The sequence below is a fragment of the Rhizobium terricola genome, assembly GCF_012927355.1.
Lineage (GTDB): Bacteria > Pseudomonadota > Alphaproteobacteria > Rhizobiales > Rhizobiaceae > Allorhizobium > Allorhizobium terricola.
Genome location: NZ_JABBGK010000009.1, coordinates 40,692 through 58,402 on the forward strand (window position 1 = coordinate 40,692; position 17,711 = coordinate 58,402).

Genomic DNA, 17,711 nt, shown 5'->3' on the forward strand with positions numbered 1-17,711 from the left:
GAGCCGCGAGGAAGCCATCTCCTCGCGGCTTTTTTTTCGTCCACAGCGGCAGTTCAAATAGGCGCGCGGATCGCGTTCAACGTCAGCGGCGAAAACTGAAGCGCCGTGAATGCGCTATCTCTCTGTTTTTACGTAATTCCGGACGCAAAACCGCTTCACACTTCTGCTGGAATTACTCTATATCGGGCTTCTCGAAACCGGAACGAATGCACGCGCCCCATGACGACACTCGAGCAGATGACCGAAGACTTCGCCTTCCTGGACGACTGGGAAGACCGGATGCGCTACGTCATGGAACTGGGCAAGGCATTGCCGGACCTGCCGGACGCCGACAAGACGGCCGAGAACAAGGTCAAGGGCTGCGCCAGCCAGGTCTGGCTCACCACCCGGCCGCATGAGGGCGCGGATCCGGTGATCGACCTTGCGGGTGATTCGGACGCGCATATCGTGCGCGGGCTGGTCGCCATCGTGCTTGCTGCCTATTCCGGCAAACGGGCCTCGGACATCGTCGCCTTCGACGCGATCGACCTTTTCGGCCGGCTCGGCCTCATCGAACATCTGTCGGCCCAGCGCGCCAACGGCCTGCGCTCGATGATCCAGCGCATCCGCGAGGAAGCCGCGCGGCATCTGGTCTGAGCGACGGCGCTCTCGGCGATCTCCCGTGGTCAGCCGATTTCCGGCCGATAGCCCTCAGAACCCCAGGCGTGGCGGCGGCGGGTAACCGGCGGCGGCGGGGCATAGTGGCGGGCAAGCGCCAGAAGTGCGGTGCGCAGCATCAGCTTGGCCGAGCGCGCCGGCCACTGGCGTTCACGCTCCACCGTCTCCAATCCCTTCATGAAACAGCAGATGTCGAGGGCGACACCGGAAAGCTCGGGACCGAGCGCCTCGATCGCCGCGGTAACACGCATCCGTGCACCGAGCGCGGCGTCGCCGAGGATGACGGCCGCGGGGGCGGCCCCCGGCACGCGGCTCGACAGGCGAGGCTCCCAGGTGGCGGTGATGCGCGGCTGGAGGCCGCCCCGCTCGAAATCGGCGGCAAGGCGTTCGCCGGCGGCAAATGCCTCTTCCGACAGCCAGGGGCGCCCTTCCCGGTCTTTCAGCCGCGACAGGGCGGAGAGCGGCGATTCGGCCAGGTTGCGGCGGACGGCGTGGCGGATGCCGTCCTCGACGAGCACGGCGTCCGTCGTGTCGCGATGCTGCTCGGCAAAGGCTTCTTCCTGGGGCTCGGCGAGGGCGCGCCGCAGATAGGTGGCCGTTCCCTCGCTGGCGCTGAGAGCCGTGCCGTCACGCCGCAACAGGCCATCGGCGACGGCGCGGCGCAGGACCGCGGCCGGAACGTCCTTCAGGACACCCGCGGCGCCCTCCAGGCAGACCAGCGCCCCGGTGCCGGGCCGGACGGAGAGCGGGCCGCCGAGGGCGAGCCGCAGCAGCCGGAGCAGGATGCGGCGCTCAGCGGGGGCAAGCGCGGGCGCGGTCATTGCGTCCTCCCGGCCAGCATGCAGACCGCATCGGCCATGCGCTCGATGCTGCAGACGAAGGCGTCGAAGCCGGCGTCATCGCGCCGGTCCTCGACGACGTGGCAGGCGTGGCTGACCGTCGTGCGGTCGACGCCGAAGGCGAGCGCCACCTCGCCATAGGGCATGGAGAGCGCGACATGGCAGACATACATGGAGATCTGGCGCAGATGGCAGGTGGCCCGCCGGCGGTCGCTCCGCAGCTTGTCTCCAGTGCCAGAGACGGCGAGCAGTTCGGCGGTGAGCTGGCGCACCACCATGCAGACGAGGCGGCGTTCACTCAGACCCGGCGACGGCTCCGCCGGCACAAGAGCATCTGCCGCGGACACAGAGCCGCAGACGGCAAGCAAAGCGCTGGTTGGTTCGATCGGCATATGGCAACTCCCGTTTGATAGGAATTAATTCATACACCCTATTTGAAGCATGGGAATTTTGAGAAGCGAGAAATTTCTTAATTTTCTCGGCATCCACAGCGTTTGCGGCGAAACACGTTGGTGATGTTTGGGATTTACTTCCTTTCGAAGGCTCGAACCACGACCTCGGCGATCACTTCAACGCCTGAACCAGCCGTTCTCCAGCCGGCGAACCTGACGGTGTTCGTCGAGGTCATCATGGGGCCGGTGCGTTCCATGGCCGATTGCCTTCGAGTCGAACCGCCGACCGCAGGACATAATTTCGCACGACTTGTCATCGCACTTGATCGCGGCCGCTTGGACCGGGTGATGCACCGCGCAAGCGGCGCGCATCGCCAGGCATGCCGGGCAAGGCCCGCAGAAGGAGAAGCATGAAGAAAGGTCTGGCTCGAGGCGGCAGATACGGTCTGGCCGCATTGGCAATGCTGGCCGTGGCCGTCACGGCGGCCACGTCTTATGCCTATCCCGCGCTCGCCGCGACCGCCTGCCCGACTTGCTACGGACTGGAGCGCGTGGCCGCCGGGCTCTTGGTCGATCCCGACATGACGCCGGCGATCCGGGAGCAGATCAAGGCCGACATTTCGACCTCGCGGGCCGTTGTCGGCGGGTTCTTCGGGGCCTTTGCGGGGCATCCGACCGTCATAGCCTGTTCCAGCGAGGATTGCGACCGGCGCCTTGGTGGAAGGGGCGCCCGCGCCATGGCCTATTCCACGCCCTTTGGAACCATCATCCGGCTTTCGCCCCGCGGCCTCAACGCCGTCATCATCACCCACGAATTCTCCCATGTGGAGTTGCATCGGCGTGTCGGCGTGTGGAAGATCATGTCATCGGCGCTGCCGGCCTGGTTCGACGAGGGCGTTGCCGTGATCGTTTCCAATGACGGGCGATACCTCAGACAGAACGCGTCGGGGCCCGATCGCTGCGTTCGCGACAGCGGCAAGCCGCTTCCAGACAGCGGCTACCAATGGGCGCCCTTGTCCGGCAAGGACCCGATGATCTATGCCGATGCCGCGTGCCGGGTTCTGCACTGGATGGACGCCCATGGCGGCCAGGCCGGGTTGCTCACGATGATCGACACCCTTGCCGCGGGACAGGATTTCCAGCCCTGAGACCACCCGCCACTGGGTCGGATGGCCGGCCTCTCGGGTGAACACCGTGCCGGCAACCCGACCGGCATCGCCAGCCCGCCCGAAACCGCGCAACAAAAAACCGGGCCGCGAGGCCCGGTTTCGAACGTTCCGGCGGTCGCGGCGGCTGACGCCGGCGACCGGGATCCGGTCACTTGCCGCGCTTGCGGCGCTGGCCGAGGCCCATTTCCTTGGCGAGGCGCGAGCGCGCTTCGGCATAGGCCGGGGCCACCATCGGGTAGTCGACCGGCAGATCCCACTTTTCGCGGTATTCTTCCGGGCCGAGACTGTGGTGGGTCATCAGGTGACGCTTCAGCGACTTGAAGGCGCCGCCGCATTCGAGGCAGATGATCTGGTCGTCCTGGACCGACTTGCGCACCGCGACAGCCGGTTTCTGCTTTTCGATGACCGAAACGGTCGGGGCTGGGGTTGCCGTATTGCTCAATGCCGAATGCACATCGGCAATCAGATTGGCGAGGTCACCAACGGGTACCACATGATGGCTCACATAGGCCGCCACGATGTCTGCGGTCAGTTCCACCAGCAGATCATGGCTCTGGCCATGCGCGTTCTCTGTCATTTCGACACTCCTGTTCAACAGTCCTTGCCAGGCACCGGCATCTTCGCGCGGCACCGCTCGTCAAGCCCTGGAAAAAGGCCAAATGCGCTCCGCCTCGTCGTCGCCGACATGGAATCCACCCCTAGATCCCGGCAGAACGCACCGAAACTTGTTCCGTCAGATCCTGATTTACAGGCTGTCTTCCCTGTCAATCGCCGGTCCGACACAGCACTTGCGAATACAAGTATCGGCTCAGAGATTGAAGCAACCGCGTGAGAAGCCAGATTTTTCAAGATCAGTGCTCAGCTAACTCGATTAGCACCATTCGGCCAAAAGTCCACTTAATATTTTTCACCAAATATGGGGTGACGGCGGCAAAACTTGTTTGCCTAATGCGAACAATTCTCACAATGCACCTACAAAAAAGCAGGAATTGCGCCAGAATCCGACGCTTGCTTCGGCAATGTACTTTAACCGTCAACTATCCGGCAGACTATCCTTCACTGTCCTTCAGGTCATCCACGACCGAGATCGAGGACAGGCGATAGCCGACCTGATGGGCCGCCTTGGCCAGCAGATGGGCGGACACCGGCGCAGTGAGGACGAAGAAGAAAAAGCCGGCGAGCGCGCGGCTGAAGATCGCCAGATCCGCGGCATGGAAGCCGACCGCGAGCAGAATGAGCCCGGAGCCGACCGTGCCGGCCTTCGAGGCGGCATGCATGCGGGTGTAGAGATCGGGCAGCCGGTTGATCCCGATTGCGGCAACGAGCGCAAAAAGCGCGCCGCCGACGATCAGAATGGCGGTGAAAAGGGCCACGGCATAAGCGATCATCGGCGCCCTCCCCTGTGCCCCCTGGTTCGGGCATTGTGTCTTTGCATGTCCCTGCCCAGCACCGAACCATCCTCGTTCGGACGCTCGCCCCCGATTCCCCGCGCCAGGATGAAGCGGGCGAAGGCGATCGTCGCCAGGAAGCCGACGAGGCCGAGCGCAATCGCGATGTCGATGTAGAGCGTGTAGCCGGTGCGGATGGCAATGACGCCGATGAAGCCGATGGCAATGCCGACCAGCATGTCGAGCGCCAGCACCCGGTCGGGCAGCGTCGGCCCCTTCACCACGCGGTAGACCGTGGCGAGGAAGGCGATGCCGAGGATCACCAAGGCAGCATGGCAGGCGACCTGGATGATGGTTTCGGGTCCGCTCATTCGAAGGCCTCCCGGATCTTGCGCTCGAAGCCCTCGGCGATGTCGCGGCGGGCACCCGCCAGGTCGGAGCAATCGATGGCATGCACGTAGAGCGTCTTCCTGTCATCGGAGACGTCGACCGAAAGCGTGCCCGGGGTGAGCGTGATGAGGTTGGCGAGCAGGGTGATCTCGAAATCGCGGGTGACGGTCAGTGGATAGGCGAAGATCCCCGGCTTGATCTCGAGCTTCGGGCTCACCACCATGAGGGCGACTTTCCAGGCCGACTTCGCCAGTTCGACGAAGAACAGCCAGGCAAGCGAGGCGATCTTCAGCACGCGGCGAATATAGCCGGTGCCGTTGATCTGCTCGCGGATCAGGCCCAGTGTCAGGGTCGAGAGCAGGAAACCGAAGATCAGGTTGTGCAGCGAGGCGCTGCCGGTGACGGCGGCCCAGACGATCGCCATCAGGAGATTGATCGCATAAAGGATCATGGCCGGCCTCCATTCGGGAAGACGGAATGGTAGTAGGCGGTCGGATCGGCAAGACCGGTCGCCGCCTGCTGGCTGAGATCGACCAGCGCCTCGGGGAAAAAGCCGAACCAGACGATCAGCACCGTCAGGGCGACGATCGGCAGCATGGCGGCAGGGCTGGAGCGATCGACAGTCACGGCTGCGGCCGAACTCCCGCCCTCGCCCGCCGCCGGGCGCCAGTAGGCGAGCAGGAAGAGCCGGCCGAAGGCGATTGTGGTCAGGAAGCCCGACAGAAGGATCGCGCCGGCCAGCCACCAGGCGCCGATGTCGAGCGAGGCCTTGACCAGCATGGCCTTGGGCCAGAAGCCGGAAAAGGGCGGCAGGCCGGAGCCGGCGAGGAAGAGCGCAAGCGACAGGCCCGAGAACCAGGGCGCTGCGGCCCAGAGGCCCGCGACCTCATGCAGCCGATAGGAACCGGCGCGGCGCGCCACCTCGCCCGAGACCAGATAAAGCGCCGTCATCAGCAGGATCGAATGCAGGGCGTAGAAGATCGCCGCGGAAAGGCCGGCAATGCCGGCGATCGCGACACCGGCCAGCATGGAGCCGATGCCGGAGACGACGACGAAGCCGAGGAAGCGGCGAATGTCGGACTGGGCAAGCGCGCCCATGGCGCCGAGCACCATGGTGAGCGCGGCCGCGACCGCGATGACGAGGCTCAGGGCCTCGCGCTCGACCGGCAGCAGCATGACCATGGTCCTCAGCAGCGCATAGACGCCGACCTTGGTCAAAAGTCCGGCAAACAGGGCGGACACCACGACACGGGGCGTGTGGTAGGAGGCGGGCAGCCAGAAATTGACCGGGAAGGCCGCCGCCTTCATGCCGAAGGCCAGCAGGAACAGCGCGGCAAGCGTCATCAGCGGCGCCGTCTCGCGCAGGTCCCCGGCCTTCGTCGCGATGTCGGCCATGTTGAGCGTGCCGAAGATCGCATAGAGATAGCCGACCGAGATCAGGAAGAGCGTCGTGCCGATCAGGTTCAGCACCGCATATTTCACGGCGCCGTCGATCTGCTCGCGCTCAGAGCCCAGCACCAGCAGGCCGAAGGAGGAGATCAGCAGGACCTCGAACCAGACATAGAGGTTGAAGATGTCGCCGGTCAGGAAGGCGCCGGATACGCCGGCCATCATCACCATCAGGAAGGGATAGAAACCGTAGCGCCGGCCGCTCGCATCAATGTCCCGAAGGGCGTAGATGGCGCCGGCAAGGGCGGCAAGGGCGGCCGTCAGCGCCAGCAGCGCGCCGGTGAGGTCGACGGTGAAGGCAATGCCGAAGGGCGGCAGCCAGCGGCCCATCATCATGGTGACGGGACCGGCCGCGATCACGCGGCCGACCAGTAGCAGATCGACGAGGACCATGACCGCAAGGCCGATGATCGCGATGAGCGGATGAAGGCGCGTCGAATAGCGCAGCATCATCAGCAGCGCGCCGCAGCCCAGCCCGATCGCGACCGGCAGGATGGTCAGCCATTCGGCGCCGGTCGGCTCCATGACGAGGGCATGGGAGAGATCGACGGGGGTCGACGAGGCCACTAGTTGATACCCCCCTCTGCCCTGCCGGGCATCTCCCCCTCAAGGGGGGAGATCTCCAGGACGCGCCCACGCCACGATTTCCGAAACGGCAGGACTGAAGGTCTGGCCCCACGAGTGTTCCGCGGCACGGCGGCAGCCACGGTCCGATCTCCCCCCTTGAGGGGGAGATGGCCGGCAGGCCAGAGGGGGGTGCCAACGCAACGGCGAACGGCGAAGTCAAAGGGCAATGTCGAAGGATCCGTCATCATGCGCTCAATATCCCATCGGCGGCAGCGGTTCGGACTTCGGTTCGGCGACGCGCATGGCCGTCGTGTCGTCGGTGCCGAGGTCCTGATAGGCGCGGTAGGTGAGCACCAGCAGGAAGCAGAAGAAGGAGAAGGAAATCACGATCGCGGTCAGGATGAGGGCCTGCGGCAGCGGGTTGGCGGCGCCGGCGGCAAGGGTGTCGGCGCCTTTCGGGATGATCGGCGGCACCTCGCGCGTCAGGCGCCCGGCGGTGAAGAGCAGAAGGTTGACGGCATTGCCGAGCAGGGCGACGCCGAGCAGCACGCGGACGATGTGTTTCGACATCATCAGATAGAGTGCGGCGGCAAAGAAGATGCCGACCAGGCCGGAGAACAGGACTTCCATCAGCCGTCGTCCCTTTCCTCGAGTGCCAGGGCGATCGAGGTGATCGCCCCGACCACGACCAGATAGACGCCGACGTCGAAGGACATCACGGTGGCGAGCGGAACCTCGACCCCGAAGATATGCGGATAGACCCAGAGGCCGGTCATGAAGGGAACCCCGAACACCGCCGAGAGAAGGCCGGAGAGCGTGGCGAGCAGCAGGCCGGCGCCCGCGATCGACATCGGGTGGAACCAGAGTGCCCGGCGAACCGCCTGAACGCCGAAGGCAATGCCAAAGATGGCGAAGCCGGAGGCGGCGATCAGCCCGCCGATGAAGCCACCGCCCGGTTCGTTGTGGCCGCGCAGCAGCACGAAGATCGAGAAGAGCAGCATCAGCGCGGTGATGAAGGGGGCGAAAGTGCGGAAGATGACCGTGTTCATTTCGACAGCTCCTTCCCCTGGCTCTTCCCATGGCCCTGCCCCGGGCCCTTGGTCTTGCCTTTGCCCTCGCCCTTGAGGGCGGCGACCGTCTTCTGCGCCGGCGCGACGGGCACGACGCGGATGCGGATCAGGGCGAGGATGGCGAGGCCGGTGATCATCACCACGGCGATCTCGCCGAGCGTGTCGGTGCCGCGGAAGTCGACGATGATGACGTTGACCACGTTGGCGCCGTGGGCGATCACCTTGGAATAGGTGTTGAAGAAGTCGGTGAGCGCCGTGTCGAAGGGCACTTGCGTCGACTTCAGGAGCATCAGCGCGAAACCGAGGCCGGCGGCAATGGCGATCGGCGCATCGATCAGCAGTTCCGGCAGGGCGCGATGGTCGCTCGGCGACAGCCTGATGCGGGTCATCACCAGCGCCAGGATGACGACCGAAAGGGTCTCGACCATGAACTGGGTAAACGACAGGTCCGGCGCGCCGAAGAGCAGGAAGAGCACGGCCACGGCAAATCCCTGGATGCCGAGGGAGACGATCGCCGTCAGGCGGTCGCGGGCGGCCAGCACGGCGGCGACGCCGACCAGCGCGATGACGAAGAACGAGGCCTCGTGGAAGCGCAGTTCGGCCGGCCAGGCGGGCATCGCCGGAAGCTCGCCGTAGACGAAGGGCGGGACCAGCAGCACGAGGGCCAGCAGGAAGAAGGTGAAGGTGACATAGACCTCGAGGCGGCCGTTCTGCACGAAGCGCGTGACGGCGAAGGAGAGGCGGACGAGGCCGGCGACGAAATGGTCGAAGCCGCGGTCAGGACCGGGGCCGAGGATGTCGAGCAGGCGCACCATCAGGGCCCGCGCACGGGCAAGGCCGAGATAGATCGCAACGCCCACGATCACCGTCAGCGCCGAAAGCGCGAGCGGCAGACCGAGATGCGGCACGAGGCTGATCGTCACGGCTTCCGGCTTTCCGGCGACGGCGCTCGCCATCGGCGAGGACACGGCGGCATGGAAGGGGCCGGAGAAGATCGCGGCGCAGAGCCCCAGGATCGACAGCACGAGCGGGCCGAGCCAGAGCAGGACCGGGCCTTCATGGGCCTGTTTCGCCGTCGCGACCTTCGGGCCGAGGAAGGGTTTCAGCGCCACGGCGAAGGCAATCGCAAACATCAGCGCATTGCCGGCGATCGCCACCCCGGTGAAGACGATGGCGCGCGGATCGGGGCCGGCGAGTGCGGCATAGATCTCCTCCTTGGCGAGGAAGCCGAAGAAGGGCGGCAGGCCGGCCATCGAAACGGCGGCGAAGAGGGCGGACAGGAAGGTGAGCGGCATCGCGGCGCGCAGCCCGCCAAGCCTCGTCACGTCGCGGGTGCCGGCCTCGTGGTCGATGATGCCGGCGACCATGAAGAGCGCACCCTTGAACAGCGAATGGGCGACCAGATAGAGCACCGCCGCCTCGACCGCATAAGGCGAGCCGAAGCCGGTCAAGAGCACGAGGAGCCCGAGCGAGGCGACCGTCGTATAGGCGAGCATCAGCTTCAGGTCTGTCTGGCGGATCGCAAGGCTCGCGCCCACGAGCAGCGTGATGCCGCCGAAGAAGGGCAGCAGGATCTCCCAGGCGGGGGTCGCCCCCATCACCGGATTGAGCCGCATCAGCAGGTAGACGCCCGCCTTCACCATGGTCGCCGAATGCAGGTAGGCGGAAACCGGGGTCGGCGCCTCCATGGCGTTGGGCAGCCAGAAATGGAAGGGGAACTGCGCCGACTTGGTGAAGGCGCCGCCGAGCACGAGGAAGAGGGCCGCGGCATAGAACGGGCTCTGGCGCAAAAGCTCGCCCGAATGCAGGAGCAGCGAGAGCTGGGTGACGCCAGTGATGTTCCAGATGAAGAAGAGGCCTGCGAGCAGCAGCAGCCCTCCCCCGCCGGTGACGACGAGGGCCTGAAGGGCGGCGCGGCGCGAGGCCTCGCGCTCATGGTCGAAGCCGATCAGCAGGAAGGAGGTGATCGAAGTCAGCTCCCAGAAGACGAAGAGCATCAGGAAGCTGTCGGACACCACGACGCCGAGCATGGCGCCCATGAACATCAGGATGAAGGAGAAGAAGCGGCCGTGATGCGGATGGCCCTTCAGGTAGCCGCCCGCATAAAGCACGATCAGCGTTCCGATACCGGTGATCAGCAGCGCGAAGGTGAGCGACAGGCCGTCGAGATACCACGAAAAGGAAAGGCTCAGGCTCGGCACCCAGGCATAGCCGCCGGTGACGACCTCGCCATTGGCGATCTCGGGGACGAAACGGAGGAAATGGACAAAGGCGGCGAGCGGCGCGAGCGCCAGCAGCCAGGCGGCGCCGGCACCAAGACGGGCGGTCACGACAGGGGCCAGCAGCGCGCCGGCAAAGGGCAGAAGCATTGCCGTCAATGTCAGTCCGGCGACGTCGTTGAGCATGCCCATCCCTGATCAAACATGAAACAACCCGCCCTAGAAGAACGACGGAACGAGCGTCCCGTGTTAGGGCAAAGACAGACGCGCCTCAAGAAAAAACGGGAGAAACCCTTTTCACATCGGCGTTTATCCGGGGATTTCCGGCAGGCACCACCGGTTGAGTGCCAATCCAGCGGGATCGAGGGGAATTGCCGCGAAACGATCGCCACCCTATCTATGGACCCAGACAAGGGAGCTTTACCAATGAGCGACATGACCAAGCCGAAGATCGAGAAGTCCGATGCCGAATGGCGCGAGCAGCTGACGCCGGATCAATATCGCATCCTGCGGGAGCACGGCACGGAGCGGGCGTTTACCGGTCCCTACTGGGACAGTTTCGAAAAGGGCCTCTATCGCTGCGCGGCCTGCGATACGCCGCTCTTTTATTCCGACACGAAGTTCGACGCGGGCTGCGGCTGGCCGAGTTATTTCGAACCGGTCTCGCCGGACGCCGTCACCGAACATCGCGACATGTCGTTCGGCATGGTCAGGACCGAAATCCGCTGCGCCACCTGCGGCGGCCATCTCGGCCACGTCTTCCCCGACGGCCCGAAGCCGACAGGGCTGCGCTACTGCATCAACGGGCATTCGATGGTGTTCGAACCGGTGGAGTGAGGGGTACTGGGCGGGCATCGCTTTTCGGTGTGCCGCCGTCGCATTGATGTCCACCCCCCTCTGCCCTGCCGGGCATCTCCCCCTCAAGGGGGGAGATCGGACTGCAGACCGCTTCGCGCCGTTATCAGGTTTGAATCTGGCGCGTCGGTTCTGTACCACACACAGGCCCACCCATCCAACGAACCGCAAACTCGCGGAGCCTTGACGAAGTCCATTGGCCGAGCGGGCACGTCTTGCCAATCTCCCCCTTGAGGGGGTGATGCCCGGCAGGGCAGAGGGGGGTACGCGGCAACGAGCAGCACCGCACCCGTGCTGTTAGGCGGCCCACGCACCGCCCGCCTTTCCCATTCTCTTCCATCAGGACTTTTTCAATCCCTCGAGGGTAAGGTGCGGCCAGACTGATAAGGAGCATGCGCGATGAGCAATGTCGTCGAATTCAAGAAGCCGCCGAAGCCGAAGGAGCCGAAAAAGCCCAATCCGGCCCTGCGCAAGGTCTTGATCGGCCTGGGCGTCGTTGCCGCCTTCGCTCTCGCCTGGGCCTATTTCCAGTTCGTCGGCGGCTGAGCAGCCAGGTCCGTGCGGTCGGCGACGGCCTGTTCTGCGCGCCAGCGCGTCGGGCTGAGACCCGTCACCCGCAGAAACTCCCGATTGAAGTTCGACTTCGTCATGAAACCCGCCTCGAAGACGACGCGGGTGACCGGCATATCCGTTTCCGAGAGGAGCCGACAGGCCTCGGCAACGCGGAAATTGTTGACGTATTGCGAGACGCTCATACCATGGACGCGGTTGACCGCATGCGAGACCGCACGGGAGGGTAGCCCCATCCGGCGGGCGAGCTTGCCGAGATTGAGGCCGGTGTCGGCATAGAGGCGCCGCTCGTGCACCAGCCGGTCGAGACCGGCGGCGATGGCCTCGTCCTCGCCCGACGTTTCGGGCGTCGCCACATCCGTCGTGCCGCCATCCTCCGGAGCCCCCTCCTGCGCCTCGCCCGAGCCTTCTTCCGTGCCGGCAACGACCGCGGCAATCCCGAGCAGGAAGAGGATGACCGTCGTCGCCGCCGACACCACCATTGCGGAATGCTGTCCGCCGCCGAGGGCGAAGTCGAGGCTGATGACGATGTCGGTGAGCGCCGACGAGACGAGGGCCAGGGCGGCGAGCACCAGCGAACGATGGGAGCGCAGCGATCCGTCGAGGCGCGAGGCGACCAGCCCGTCGGTGCCGAGGCGGGCGAGCCAGGCCAGGCCCGCGCCATAACAGAGGAACTCGGCAATGATCAGAAGATCGACCGCGTTGCGCCACAGAAGAAGCAATCCGCACAGGGCGATCGTCGGCAGGAGATGCGGCCAGTCGCGAACCGAAATGCCGCTTGCTCCATCGCGGGCCAGATCGCGGAAGGCCAGATAGGTCAACGGCGGCACAAGGCTCGCCAGGATCGACAGAAGCGGCAGGATGCCCATGACGCCATAGCCCCAGCGCAATCCGACCAGCAGGGTCTGCACGGCATAGAGCGCCACGAGCAGGACGAAGAGGTGATTGCGCGCCAGGCTTTCGCGCCCCTGCAGCAGGAGCCGCACGAGAAAGGTTGCAAGGAAAAGCGATACGGCGAAGGACAGCGGGACGAAGATCATGGGCAACAGGAGGGCAAGGGTGGAGCGAATGGTCCGGTGACGCCGATATGGCCCGAAATCGCGTTCGAGGTCGACCTCAAACGCGATCAAGGTCGTCCGGCAGGCGCAAGACATGCTCGATGGGGGCAGTCCCCCACCAAAGGAGCATCACCGATGAAACCGAAAACCATCCTTTTCTCCGTCGCCGGCACCATCCTCGCCCTCGCGCTGATCGATGCCGGCGTCGCCTTCATTTCCAGCCGCGACAGCCTTGCCGGGCCGGTTGACCTCTCCAGGGTCTCGGCCATCCGGGTCGAAGGATCCGCAAGCGACATCCGGATCTCGACCGCGGCAAGCGGCCCGCATGTCGCCGAACTTAAGGGCACGCGTCACGGCTGGGGCGCGATCTGGCATTCGGGCTGGTTCTCCGACGCCTGCCCGGCCAACGGCAACCTGCGGATCGACGGCAATACCCTGATCGTCGACGTGGGCTCGAGGCCGCGCCTGTTCGACTGGTCGGACTGCACGATGGAGCTCACAGCCCATCTCCCATCCGGCGCGGCGGTCGTCGTCGACCAGAAGGCGGCGCGCACACGGCTCGACGGCGATTTCTCCGTGGTCGACATCCGCAGCGATGCCGGCGACGTGACGGTCGACGGGCACGCCGACAGCCTGACGCTTTCGGGTGCGGCGCTGCGGGCCCGGATCACCTATCAGCGGGTGATGCAGAACGAGGCGATCGCGATCTCCGGCAAGATGCTCGACGCGACGCTGCGCTTCGTGCAGCCGACCACGATCAGCTACCTGGTGGAGGCAACGGCGTCCTTCGTCGACAGCGCGCTACCGAACACGCCGGGGGCGAAACCGTCGATCACCATCCGCGGCGAGATGCTGCGCGCACGGATCGAGTGACAGGCGCTGGTGCGGCGGCGGCGGCATCTGTCGATGCCAACGGCCCCTCATCCGCCTGCCGGCACCTTCTCCCCATGATCATGGGGAGAAGGGACAAGCGGCACCGCCGTGGGCCGTCCCCTCTCCCCGCCTGCGGGGGTCCGAAGGACGGGTCGAGACACGCGGCTCGACCCCGGTCTGGTCAGCGTGAGGGGCGAAGCTGGGGTGCGCGACAGCGGAACAGGGCCGGATCCCTCGACCGAAAGGGAGCGTCGTCGCCTTCACGCTTGCCTCGGCCATTTCAAGCTTGTCGGAGGCCGAGCGGGCAGATCCGTCAGCGAAAGATCTCCAGCCTCAGCCGTGGCTGTGGCTGTGATGCAGGTCGGGATAGTGCGGATGCTTGTGGCGGAGCGGCTCGTGGCGATGCCAGTGGGAATGCGGCTCGGTGACCGGGCCGTCATGGCTGTGCCGGTGGTGCTCGTCATGCACATGGGCATGGTCGTGCGCCAGCGCGTCGTGGCTGTGTTCGTGCTCGTGCCGTTCGGTCAGATGCAGCCAGAGGCCGAAAGCCATCAGCAGGCCGGCCGATACCAGCCCGGGCGTCACAGTCTCGCGGAACATCAGCACCGACACAAGCGCGCCGATGAAGGGCGCGAGCGAGAAATAGGCGCCCGTCCGGGCCGCGCCGAGGTGGCGCAAGCCCAGCATGAACATGACCAGGCTGAGCCCAATGCCGAGGAAGCCGACGACGGCGCCGGCGCCGACAAGCGTCGCGGGCGGCCAGGCGGCGCCGAAGGCGAGCGCCAGCGTCAGGTTGGTGCAGCCGGCGACCAGCCCCTTGATCATGGCGATCTGCACGGGATCGGCAGACGACAGCTTGCGCGTCAGGTTGTTGTCGATGCCCCAGCACAGGCAGGCGGCCGCGACGAAGAGGCCGCCCGCGTCGAGGCTCAGCCCCGCGCCGTTCCAGGACAGGAGCATCGCACCGGCGAGAATGGCCGCCGCGCCGAGAAGCAGGCGCCGGTCGACATTTTCGCGAAAGACCAGCCAGGCAATCGCCATCGTGGCCAGTCCTTCGAGATTGAGAAGCAGCGAGGCCGAGGCGGCGGTGGTCAGGGACAGGCCGAGCATCAGGAAGAGCGGCCCGAGCACGCCGCCGAAGAGGACGACCGCCGCAAGCCAGGGCCGGTCGCGGCGGGACAGCGGTGCCTCCTCATTGGGCAGGCCGAGCGCGACACGGGCCCGGGCGAGGACGGCAAGGCCGAGGCCGGCGCCGAGATAGAGAATGCCCGCCAGAAGCCACGGATCGATCGCGCCGACCAGCAGCTTGGACAGGGGCGCCGACAGGCCGAAGAGAAGGGCCGATCCGAGCGCCAGCGGCACGCCGGGCCAGAGATGGGAGTGCGAATGCGCCATGGCGAGGGGTCTCCGGAAAGGTGCCGCAGCCTAGGCGGAAGTCGCCCCCGCCGCAAGCCGGGACAGCCGCCCCGACCGGCTCAAGCCGCCCCATGAGCCTTACAGCTTCAGTTCCATCGCGGCGAGATCGAGCCAGCGGCCGAATTTCTGGCCGACCTCGCGGTGAATGCCGACGAGGCGGAAGCCGAGGCGTTCGTGAAGGGCGATCGACGCTGCGTTGCCGGCCTCGATGGCGGCGATCATCACATGCAGGTCGGCGGCGCGTGCCCGCTCGATCAGCGCCAGCATCAGCGCCTTGCCGAGGCCGGCGCCGCGGCTGTCCTTGTCGACATAGACCGAATGCTCGACGGTGTGGCGATAGCCATCGAAGGCGCGCCAGTCGCCATAGGAGGCATAACCCGCGACCCGGCCGCCGACCTCGGCGACGAGCACCGGAAAGCCCTTGGCGCGGCGCAGTTCCAGCCAGACGCGACGGTTGTCGACGTCGATCAGCACGTCGTTCCAGATCGCCGTCGTGTGCTCGACGGCGTGGTTGTAGATGTCGCGGATGGCGGCAAGATCGGCTTCGCCGGCGTCGCGGATGAGGATGGCTTGCTGCATCGGGGTGCCCTGATGGGAAGATCGGTGACGCTCCCTAGACCTGGCATGGCGGAACTGTAAAGCAAAATTGCCGCCTCGGCCTTGCCCCCCGCCGACCACCTATCGGCAGAATACTCTCGTCTGCCCGCCAACACCCATTCGCAGGCGACCTTTAAAACCGGCTTCCCGAGGGGCAGATGCAGGTGCGGCCGTTACCCGTTGTCAGTTCGCCTTCGAACCAGTCCGACCGCATGGGCCAATGCCTGAGAAGCCATCAGGAAGAACGAGGACATGACGACGGCGCCAAGGGGCTGGAGCGCATTGCCAGTGTCGTGCACCACGATTTCCATGAGCCGTCGATATAGCTCCGGACCAAGCTGCTCGTCGCTGGCGAAAGACTGGACGCCGTCCGCATCGTAAACGCTGACACGCCAGAGCGCATATGCGTGGACGAACTCCGACAGCCCCCAGATGGTCAGGACGGACACCAGGAACACGCCGAAAAACCTCAGCCACCTCATCTTGCCGTCCCGACGCCAGAAGCCGAGAAGCGCCAGCATGGTCGTGGCGATGAAGATCAATATCAACGAAAACGGCCAGCCATGCTCCACCACAAGCAATTCAAAATTCATTTCTTCAATCCGGAAACAACATGAAATTGACGGTCGCCCCTGCCCCATTGACGAGGGGGGCGCGTGAAGAACGACGAAAACCTCTCGTCCGCCGATCGGAAAACCGGGATCGACGGGAGAATGATCACGCCACGCCCAAGCCGTCAACGGCGGCTCGTGAAAGATGGCAGGAGACGGACGCCCTCAGCGGCAATAGAGAGCCGGATGGAAATGCCCGCTCAATGGCCGATGGCAGTGACCACGGCGGAGTAGTGCACGGCGGCGGCGGTGACGACGAAGCCGTGCCAGATGGCGTTCTGGAAGCGCAGGCGTTCCCAGACGTGGAAGATGACGCCGGCGGAATAGATGCAGCCGCCGATGATGATCAGGAGCACGGTGATGCCGGGCAGCGTCTTCGAAATCGGGCCGAGCGCCATCGCCCCGCTCCAGCCCATGGCGAGGTAGAGCAGGATGGCCAGCTTGTCGTAGCGACCGGGGAAACGGCACTTCAGGTAGATGCCGACGAAGGCGGTCGCCCAAATGCCGAACAGCAGCGTCAGGATCACCCAGTCATGGGAGCCCTTGACCAGGAAGGGCGTATAGGTCGCGGCGATCAGCACGAAGATCGCCGAATGGTCGAAGCGGCGCAGGATCCACTTGGTGCGCGAATGCGGCCACATGTTGTAGGTGAAGGACACGGCGAGCGCGATGACGAGGCCGAGACCATAGATCCAGGCGGCAGCCATTTCGGCATAGCTCGTCCAGACGGTGGCGTAGAAGATCAGGGCCGTGGCCCCGATCAGCGCGAAGACCACGCCGACGCCGTGGACGATGCCATCGGCCACCAGCTCGTGAAAATCATAGGCGCGCCCGAAGCGGAAATGGTCGGTCATGGCGTGTCAGTCCCAAAAGCCCGGATCGAAAAGACGATCATGACTCATCATGTGCAAATTTCCAGTTACCTTATCGGGTGGCGGCGATCGGGAAAAGGGCCGAGGCCTTCACCTTGTGTCGCAGGCACTCCCTGTTCGTGAGGCGTCCGCCGGGAAGGATCGGGCTCCCACGGCAAAACCGCTATACAGGCCGACGCGGCATGTTCTAACATCCGCGGCATTGCCATCCCGAGCTTTCGATCAAGGAATATTCGATGCGCTTTACCGTGCTCGCCACCTTTGCGGCGCTGGTCGCCTATGTCTGGTTTCTGCTCAAGGTGGCGCGGGCGCGCCAGCAGTTCGGCGTCGAGGCGCCGAAGACGACGGGCAATGCCGATTTCGAACGGATCTTTCGCGTGCAGCAGAACACGGTCGAGCAACTGGTGCTGTTCCTGCCCTCGCTCTGGCTGTTCGGCTTTTATGTTTCCGACGCGCTGGCGGGCCTCCTCGGCCTCGCCTGGACGGCGTCGCGGGTGCTCTATGCAGCCGAATATTACGCCGACGCCAAGAAGCGCGGCCCGGGTGCGGCCCTCACCTTCCTGATCGGCATCATCCTGCTCGTCGGCGGCACGATCGGCGCGTTGATCTAGGACACGGCGGCCGCGCGGGGAACGAAAAAAGGGGCGTCCCTGCGCGCCCCTTTCCGGCATTGCTGCATTTCGGCCTGCGCCTGCGGTCCCGGTCCGCGGCCCTGTCCA

At 65.3% G+C, this 17,711-nt stretch carries 21 protein-coding genes; 6 read left to right on the plus strand and 15 right to left on the minus strand.

Going from position 1 to position 17,711, the window contains the following annotated elements; genetic code table 11:
* The first annotated feature begins 219 nt into the window (after positions 1 to 219).
* Positions 220 to 636, plus strand: a complete 417-nt coding sequence (locus tag HHL25_RS22130) for a SufE family protein (RefSeq protein WP_169595410.1) — start codon at positions 220 to 222, stop codon at positions 634 to 636.
* A gap of 29 nt (positions 637 to 665) precedes the next feature.
* On the opposite strand, the gene HHL25_RS22135 is transcribed toward HHL25_RS22130, so the two are convergent.
* The gene (locus HHL25_RS22135; RefSeq protein WP_169595411.1) at positions 666 to 1,478 is read right to left on the minus strand and encodes a DUF6456 domain-containing protein; all 813 of its coding nucleotides are present in this window, start codon (positions 1,476 to 1,478) and stop codon (positions 666 to 668) included.
* Positions 1,475 to 1,888 carry a helix-turn-helix domain-containing protein gene (locus HHL25_RS22140; RefSeq protein ID WP_169595412.1) on the minus strand — a complete coding sequence of 138 codons (414 nt, stop codon included), beginning with the start codon at positions 1,886 to 1,888 and terminating at the stop codon, positions 1,475 to 1,477. The genes HHL25_RS22135 and HHL25_RS22140 overlap by 4 nt, the downstream gene beginning before the upstream one ends.
* 410 nt (positions 1,889 to 2,298) lie before the next feature.
* On the opposite strand from HHL25_RS22140, the gene HHL25_RS22145 reads away from it, so the two are divergent.
* A complete protein-coding gene (locus tag HHL25_RS22145; protein WP_169595413.1) occupies positions 2,299 to 3,036 on the plus strand; it encodes a hypothetical protein in 738 nt (245 codons plus the stop codon).
* Between the two features lie 169 nt (positions 3,037 to 3,205).
* On the opposite strand, the gene HHL25_RS22150 is transcribed toward HHL25_RS22145, so the two are convergent.
* The 8 genes from HHL25_RS22150 to HHL25_RS22185 all read right to left on the minus strand — a co-directional run bounded on the left by HHL25_RS22150 (position 3,206) and on the right by HHL25_RS22185 (position 10,326).
* Positions 3,206 to 3,634 carry a MucR family transcriptional regulator gene (locus HHL25_RS22150; RefSeq protein ID WP_169595414.1) on the minus strand — a complete coding sequence of 143 codons (429 nt, stop codon included), beginning with the start codon at positions 3,632 to 3,634 and terminating at the stop codon, positions 3,206 to 3,208.
* A gap of 472 nt (positions 3,635 to 4,106) precedes the next feature.
* Positions 4,107 to 4,445 (minus strand): monovalent cation/H(+) antiporter subunit G, encoded by a 339-nt coding sequence (mnhG, locus tag HHL25_RS22155; RefSeq protein WP_169595415.1) that lies wholly within the window; start codon positions 4,443 to 4,445, stop codon positions 4,107 to 4,109.
* Positions 4,442 to 4,816 carry a cation:proton antiporter gene (locus HHL25_RS22160; protein ID WP_169595416.1) on the minus strand — a complete coding sequence of 125 codons (375 nt, stop codon included), beginning with the start codon at positions 4,814 to 4,816 and terminating at the stop codon, positions 4,442 to 4,444. Before HHL25_RS22160 ends, mnhG begins: the two co-directional genes overlap by 4 nt.
* On the minus strand, positions 4,813 to 5,286 hold the full coding sequence (locus tag HHL25_RS22165; RefSeq protein WP_169595417.1) for a Na+/H+ antiporter subunit E: 474 nt from the start codon (positions 5,284 to 5,286) through the stop codon (positions 4,813 to 4,815). The genes HHL25_RS22160 and HHL25_RS22165 overlap by 4 nt, the downstream gene beginning before the upstream one ends.
* Entirely contained in the window at positions 5,283 to 6,851 is a 1,569-nt protein-coding gene (locus HHL25_RS22170; RefSeq protein ID WP_169595418.1) for a Na+/H+ antiporter subunit D, read from the minus strand. Before HHL25_RS22170 ends, HHL25_RS22165 begins: the two co-directional genes overlap by 4 nt.
* 252 nt (positions 6,852 to 7,103) lie before the next feature.
* Positions 7,104 to 7,481 carry a Na+/H+ antiporter subunit C gene (locus HHL25_RS22175; RefSeq protein ID WP_169595419.1) on the minus strand — a complete coding sequence of 126 codons (378 nt, stop codon included), beginning with the start codon at positions 7,479 to 7,481 and terminating at the stop codon, positions 7,104 to 7,106.
* A complete protein-coding gene (locus HHL25_RS22180; protein ID WP_169595420.1) occupies positions 7,481 to 7,900 on the minus strand; it encodes a Na+/H+ antiporter subunit B in 420 nt (139 codons plus the stop codon). The genes HHL25_RS22175 and HHL25_RS22180 overlap by 1 nt, the downstream gene beginning before the upstream one ends.
* A complete protein-coding gene (locus tag HHL25_RS22185) occupies positions 7,897 to 10,326 on the minus strand; it encodes a putative monovalent cation/H+ antiporter subunit A (RefSeq protein ID WP_169595421.1) in 2,430 nt (809 codons plus the stop codon). The genes HHL25_RS22180 and HHL25_RS22185 overlap by 4 nt, the downstream gene beginning before the upstream one ends.
* 240 nt (positions 10,327 to 10,566) lie before the next feature.
* Here HHL25_RS22185 and msrB point away from each other — a divergent pair, with 240 nt between their 5' ends.
* Positions 10,567 to 10,977, plus strand: coding sequence for a peptide-methionine (R)-S-oxide reductase MsrB (gene msrB / locus HHL25_RS22190; RefSeq protein ID WP_169595422.1), 411 nt, complete (start codon positions 10,567 to 10,569; stop codon positions 10,975 to 10,977).
* A 417-nt stretch (positions 10,978 to 11,394) separates the two neighbouring features.
* Positions 11,395 to 11,541 (plus strand): hypothetical protein, encoded by a 147-nt coding sequence (locus tag HHL25_RS22195; RefSeq protein WP_169595423.1) that lies wholly within the window; start codon positions 11,395 to 11,397, stop codon positions 11,539 to 11,541.
* On the opposite strand, the gene HHL25_RS22200 is transcribed toward HHL25_RS22195, so the two are convergent.
* Positions 11,517 to 12,695, minus strand: coding sequence for a helix-turn-helix domain-containing protein (locus tag HHL25_RS22200; protein WP_246701943.1), 1,179 nt, complete (start codon positions 12,693 to 12,695; stop codon positions 11,517 to 11,519). The two genes, HHL25_RS22195 and HHL25_RS22200, sit on opposite strands and share 25 nt — an antisense overlap.
* A gap of 63 nt (positions 12,696 to 12,758) precedes the next feature.
* On the opposite strand from HHL25_RS22200, the gene HHL25_RS22205 reads away from it, so the two are divergent.
* Positions 12,759 to 13,496 carry a hypothetical protein gene (locus tag HHL25_RS22205; protein ID WP_169595425.1) on the plus strand — a complete coding sequence of 246 codons (738 nt, stop codon included), beginning with the start codon at positions 12,759 to 12,761 and terminating at the stop codon, positions 13,494 to 13,496.
* Positions 13,497 to 13,829: 333 nt separating this feature from the next.
* Here the strand turns inward: HHL25_RS22205 and HHL25_RS22210 are convergent, their stop codons facing one another.
* The 4 genes from HHL25_RS22210 to trhA all read right to left on the minus strand — a co-directional run bounded on the left by HHL25_RS22210 (position 13,830) and on the right by trhA (position 16,974).
* Positions 13,830 to 14,891, minus strand: a complete 1,062-nt coding sequence (locus tag HHL25_RS22210) for a DMT family transporter (protein WP_169595426.1) — start codon at positions 14,889 to 14,891, stop codon at positions 13,830 to 13,832.
* Positions 14,892 to 14,990: 99 nt separating this feature from the next.
* Positions 14,991 to 15,491, minus strand: a complete 501-nt coding sequence (locus tag HHL25_RS22215; protein WP_169595427.1) for a GNAT family N-acetyltransferase — start codon at positions 15,489 to 15,491, stop codon at positions 14,991 to 14,993.
* Between the two features lie 191 nt (positions 15,492 to 15,682).
* Positions 15,683 to 16,102, minus strand: a complete 420-nt coding sequence (locus HHL25_RS22220) for a hypothetical protein (RefSeq protein WP_169595428.1) — start codon at positions 16,100 to 16,102, stop codon at positions 15,683 to 15,685.
* A gap of 218 nt (positions 16,103 to 16,320) precedes the next feature.
* Positions 16,321 to 16,974, minus strand: coding sequence for a PAQR family membrane homeostasis protein TrhA (gene trhA, locus HHL25_RS22225; RefSeq protein ID WP_169595429.1), 654 nt, complete (start codon positions 16,972 to 16,974; stop codon positions 16,321 to 16,323).
* Positions 16,975 to 17,228: 254 nt separating this feature from the next.
* Here trhA and HHL25_RS22230 point away from each other — a divergent pair, with 254 nt between their 5' ends.
* Positions 17,229 to 17,603 (plus strand): MAPEG family protein, encoded by a 375-nt coding sequence (locus tag HHL25_RS22230; protein ID WP_169595430.1) that lies wholly within the window; start codon positions 17,229 to 17,231, stop codon positions 17,601 to 17,603.
* Positions 17,604 to 17,711: the final 108 nt, after the last annotated feature.

What these genes read in the sequence shown, in the direction of transcription:
- HHL25_RS22130 (WP_169595410.1), top strand. Translation starts at nt 220, where the DNA reads ATGACGACACTCGAGCAGATGACCGAAGACTTCGCCTTCCTGGACGAC.
- HHL25_RS22135 (WP_169595411.1), bottom strand. Translation starts at nt 1,478, where the DNA reads ATGACCGCGCCCGCGCTTGCCCCCGCTGAGCGCCGCATCCTGCTCCGG.
- HHL25_RS22140 (WP_169595412.1), bottom strand. Translation starts at nt 1,888, where the DNA reads ATGCCGATCGAACCAACCAGCGCTTTGCTTGCCGTCTGCGGCTCTGTG.
- HHL25_RS22145 (WP_169595413.1), top strand. Translation starts at nt 2,299, where the DNA reads ATGAAGAAAGGTCTGGCTCGAGGCGGCAGATACGGTCTGGCCGCATTG.
- HHL25_RS22150 (WP_169595414.1), bottom strand. Translation starts at nt 3,634, where the DNA reads ATGACAGAGAACGCGCATGGCCAGAGCCATGATCTGCTGGTGGAACTG.
- mnhG (WP_169595415.1), bottom strand. Translation starts at nt 4,445, where the DNA reads ATGATCGCTTATGCCGTGGCCCTTTTCACCGCCATTCTGATCGTCGGC.
- HHL25_RS22160 (WP_169595416.1), bottom strand. Translation starts at nt 4,816, where the DNA reads ATGAGCGGACCCGAAACCATCATCCAGGTCGCCTGCCATGCTGCCTTG.
- HHL25_RS22165 (WP_169595417.1), bottom strand. Translation starts at nt 5,286, where the DNA reads ATGATCCTTTATGCGATCAATCTCCTGATGGCGATCGTCTGGGCCGCC.
- HHL25_RS22175 (WP_169595419.1), bottom strand. Translation starts at nt 7,481, where the DNA reads ATGGAAGTCCTGTTCTCCGGCCTGGTCGGCATCTTCTTTGCCGCCGCA.
- HHL25_RS22180 (WP_169595420.1), bottom strand. Translation starts at nt 7,900, where the DNA reads ATGAACACGGTCATCTTCCGCACTTTCGCCCCCTTCATCACCGCGCTG.
- HHL25_RS22185 (WP_169595421.1), bottom strand. Translation starts at nt 10,326, where the DNA reads ATGCTCAACGACGTCGCCGGACTGACATTGACGGCAATGCTTCTGCCC.
- msrB (WP_169595422.1), top strand. Translation starts at nt 10,567, where the DNA reads ATGAGCGACATGACCAAGCCGAAGATCGAGAAGTCCGATGCCGAATGG.
- HHL25_RS22195 (WP_169595423.1), top strand. Translation starts at nt 11,395, where the DNA reads ATGAGCAATGTCGTCGAATTCAAGAAGCCGCCGAAGCCGAAGGAGCCG.
- HHL25_RS22205 (WP_169595425.1), top strand. Translation starts at nt 12,759, where the DNA reads ATGAAACCGAAAACCATCCTTTTCTCCGTCGCCGGCACCATCCTCGCC.
- HHL25_RS22210 (WP_169595426.1), bottom strand. Translation starts at nt 14,891, where the DNA reads ATGGCGCATTCGCACTCCCATCTCTGGCCCGGCGTGCCGCTGGCGCTC.
- HHL25_RS22215 (WP_169595427.1), bottom strand. Translation starts at nt 15,491, where the DNA reads ATGCAGCAAGCCATCCTCATCCGCGACGCCGGCGAAGCCGATCTTGCC.
- HHL25_RS22220 (WP_169595428.1), bottom strand. Translation starts at nt 16,102, where the DNA reads ATGAATTTTGAATTGCTTGTGGTGGAGCATGGCTGGCCGTTTTCGTTG.
- trhA (WP_169595429.1), bottom strand. Translation starts at nt 16,974, where the DNA reads ATGACCGACCATTTCCGCTTCGGGCGCGCCTATGATTTTCACGAGCTG.
- HHL25_RS22230 (WP_169595430.1), top strand. Translation starts at nt 17,229, where the DNA reads ATGCGCTTTACCGTGCTCGCCACCTTTGCGGCGCTGGTCGCCTATGTC.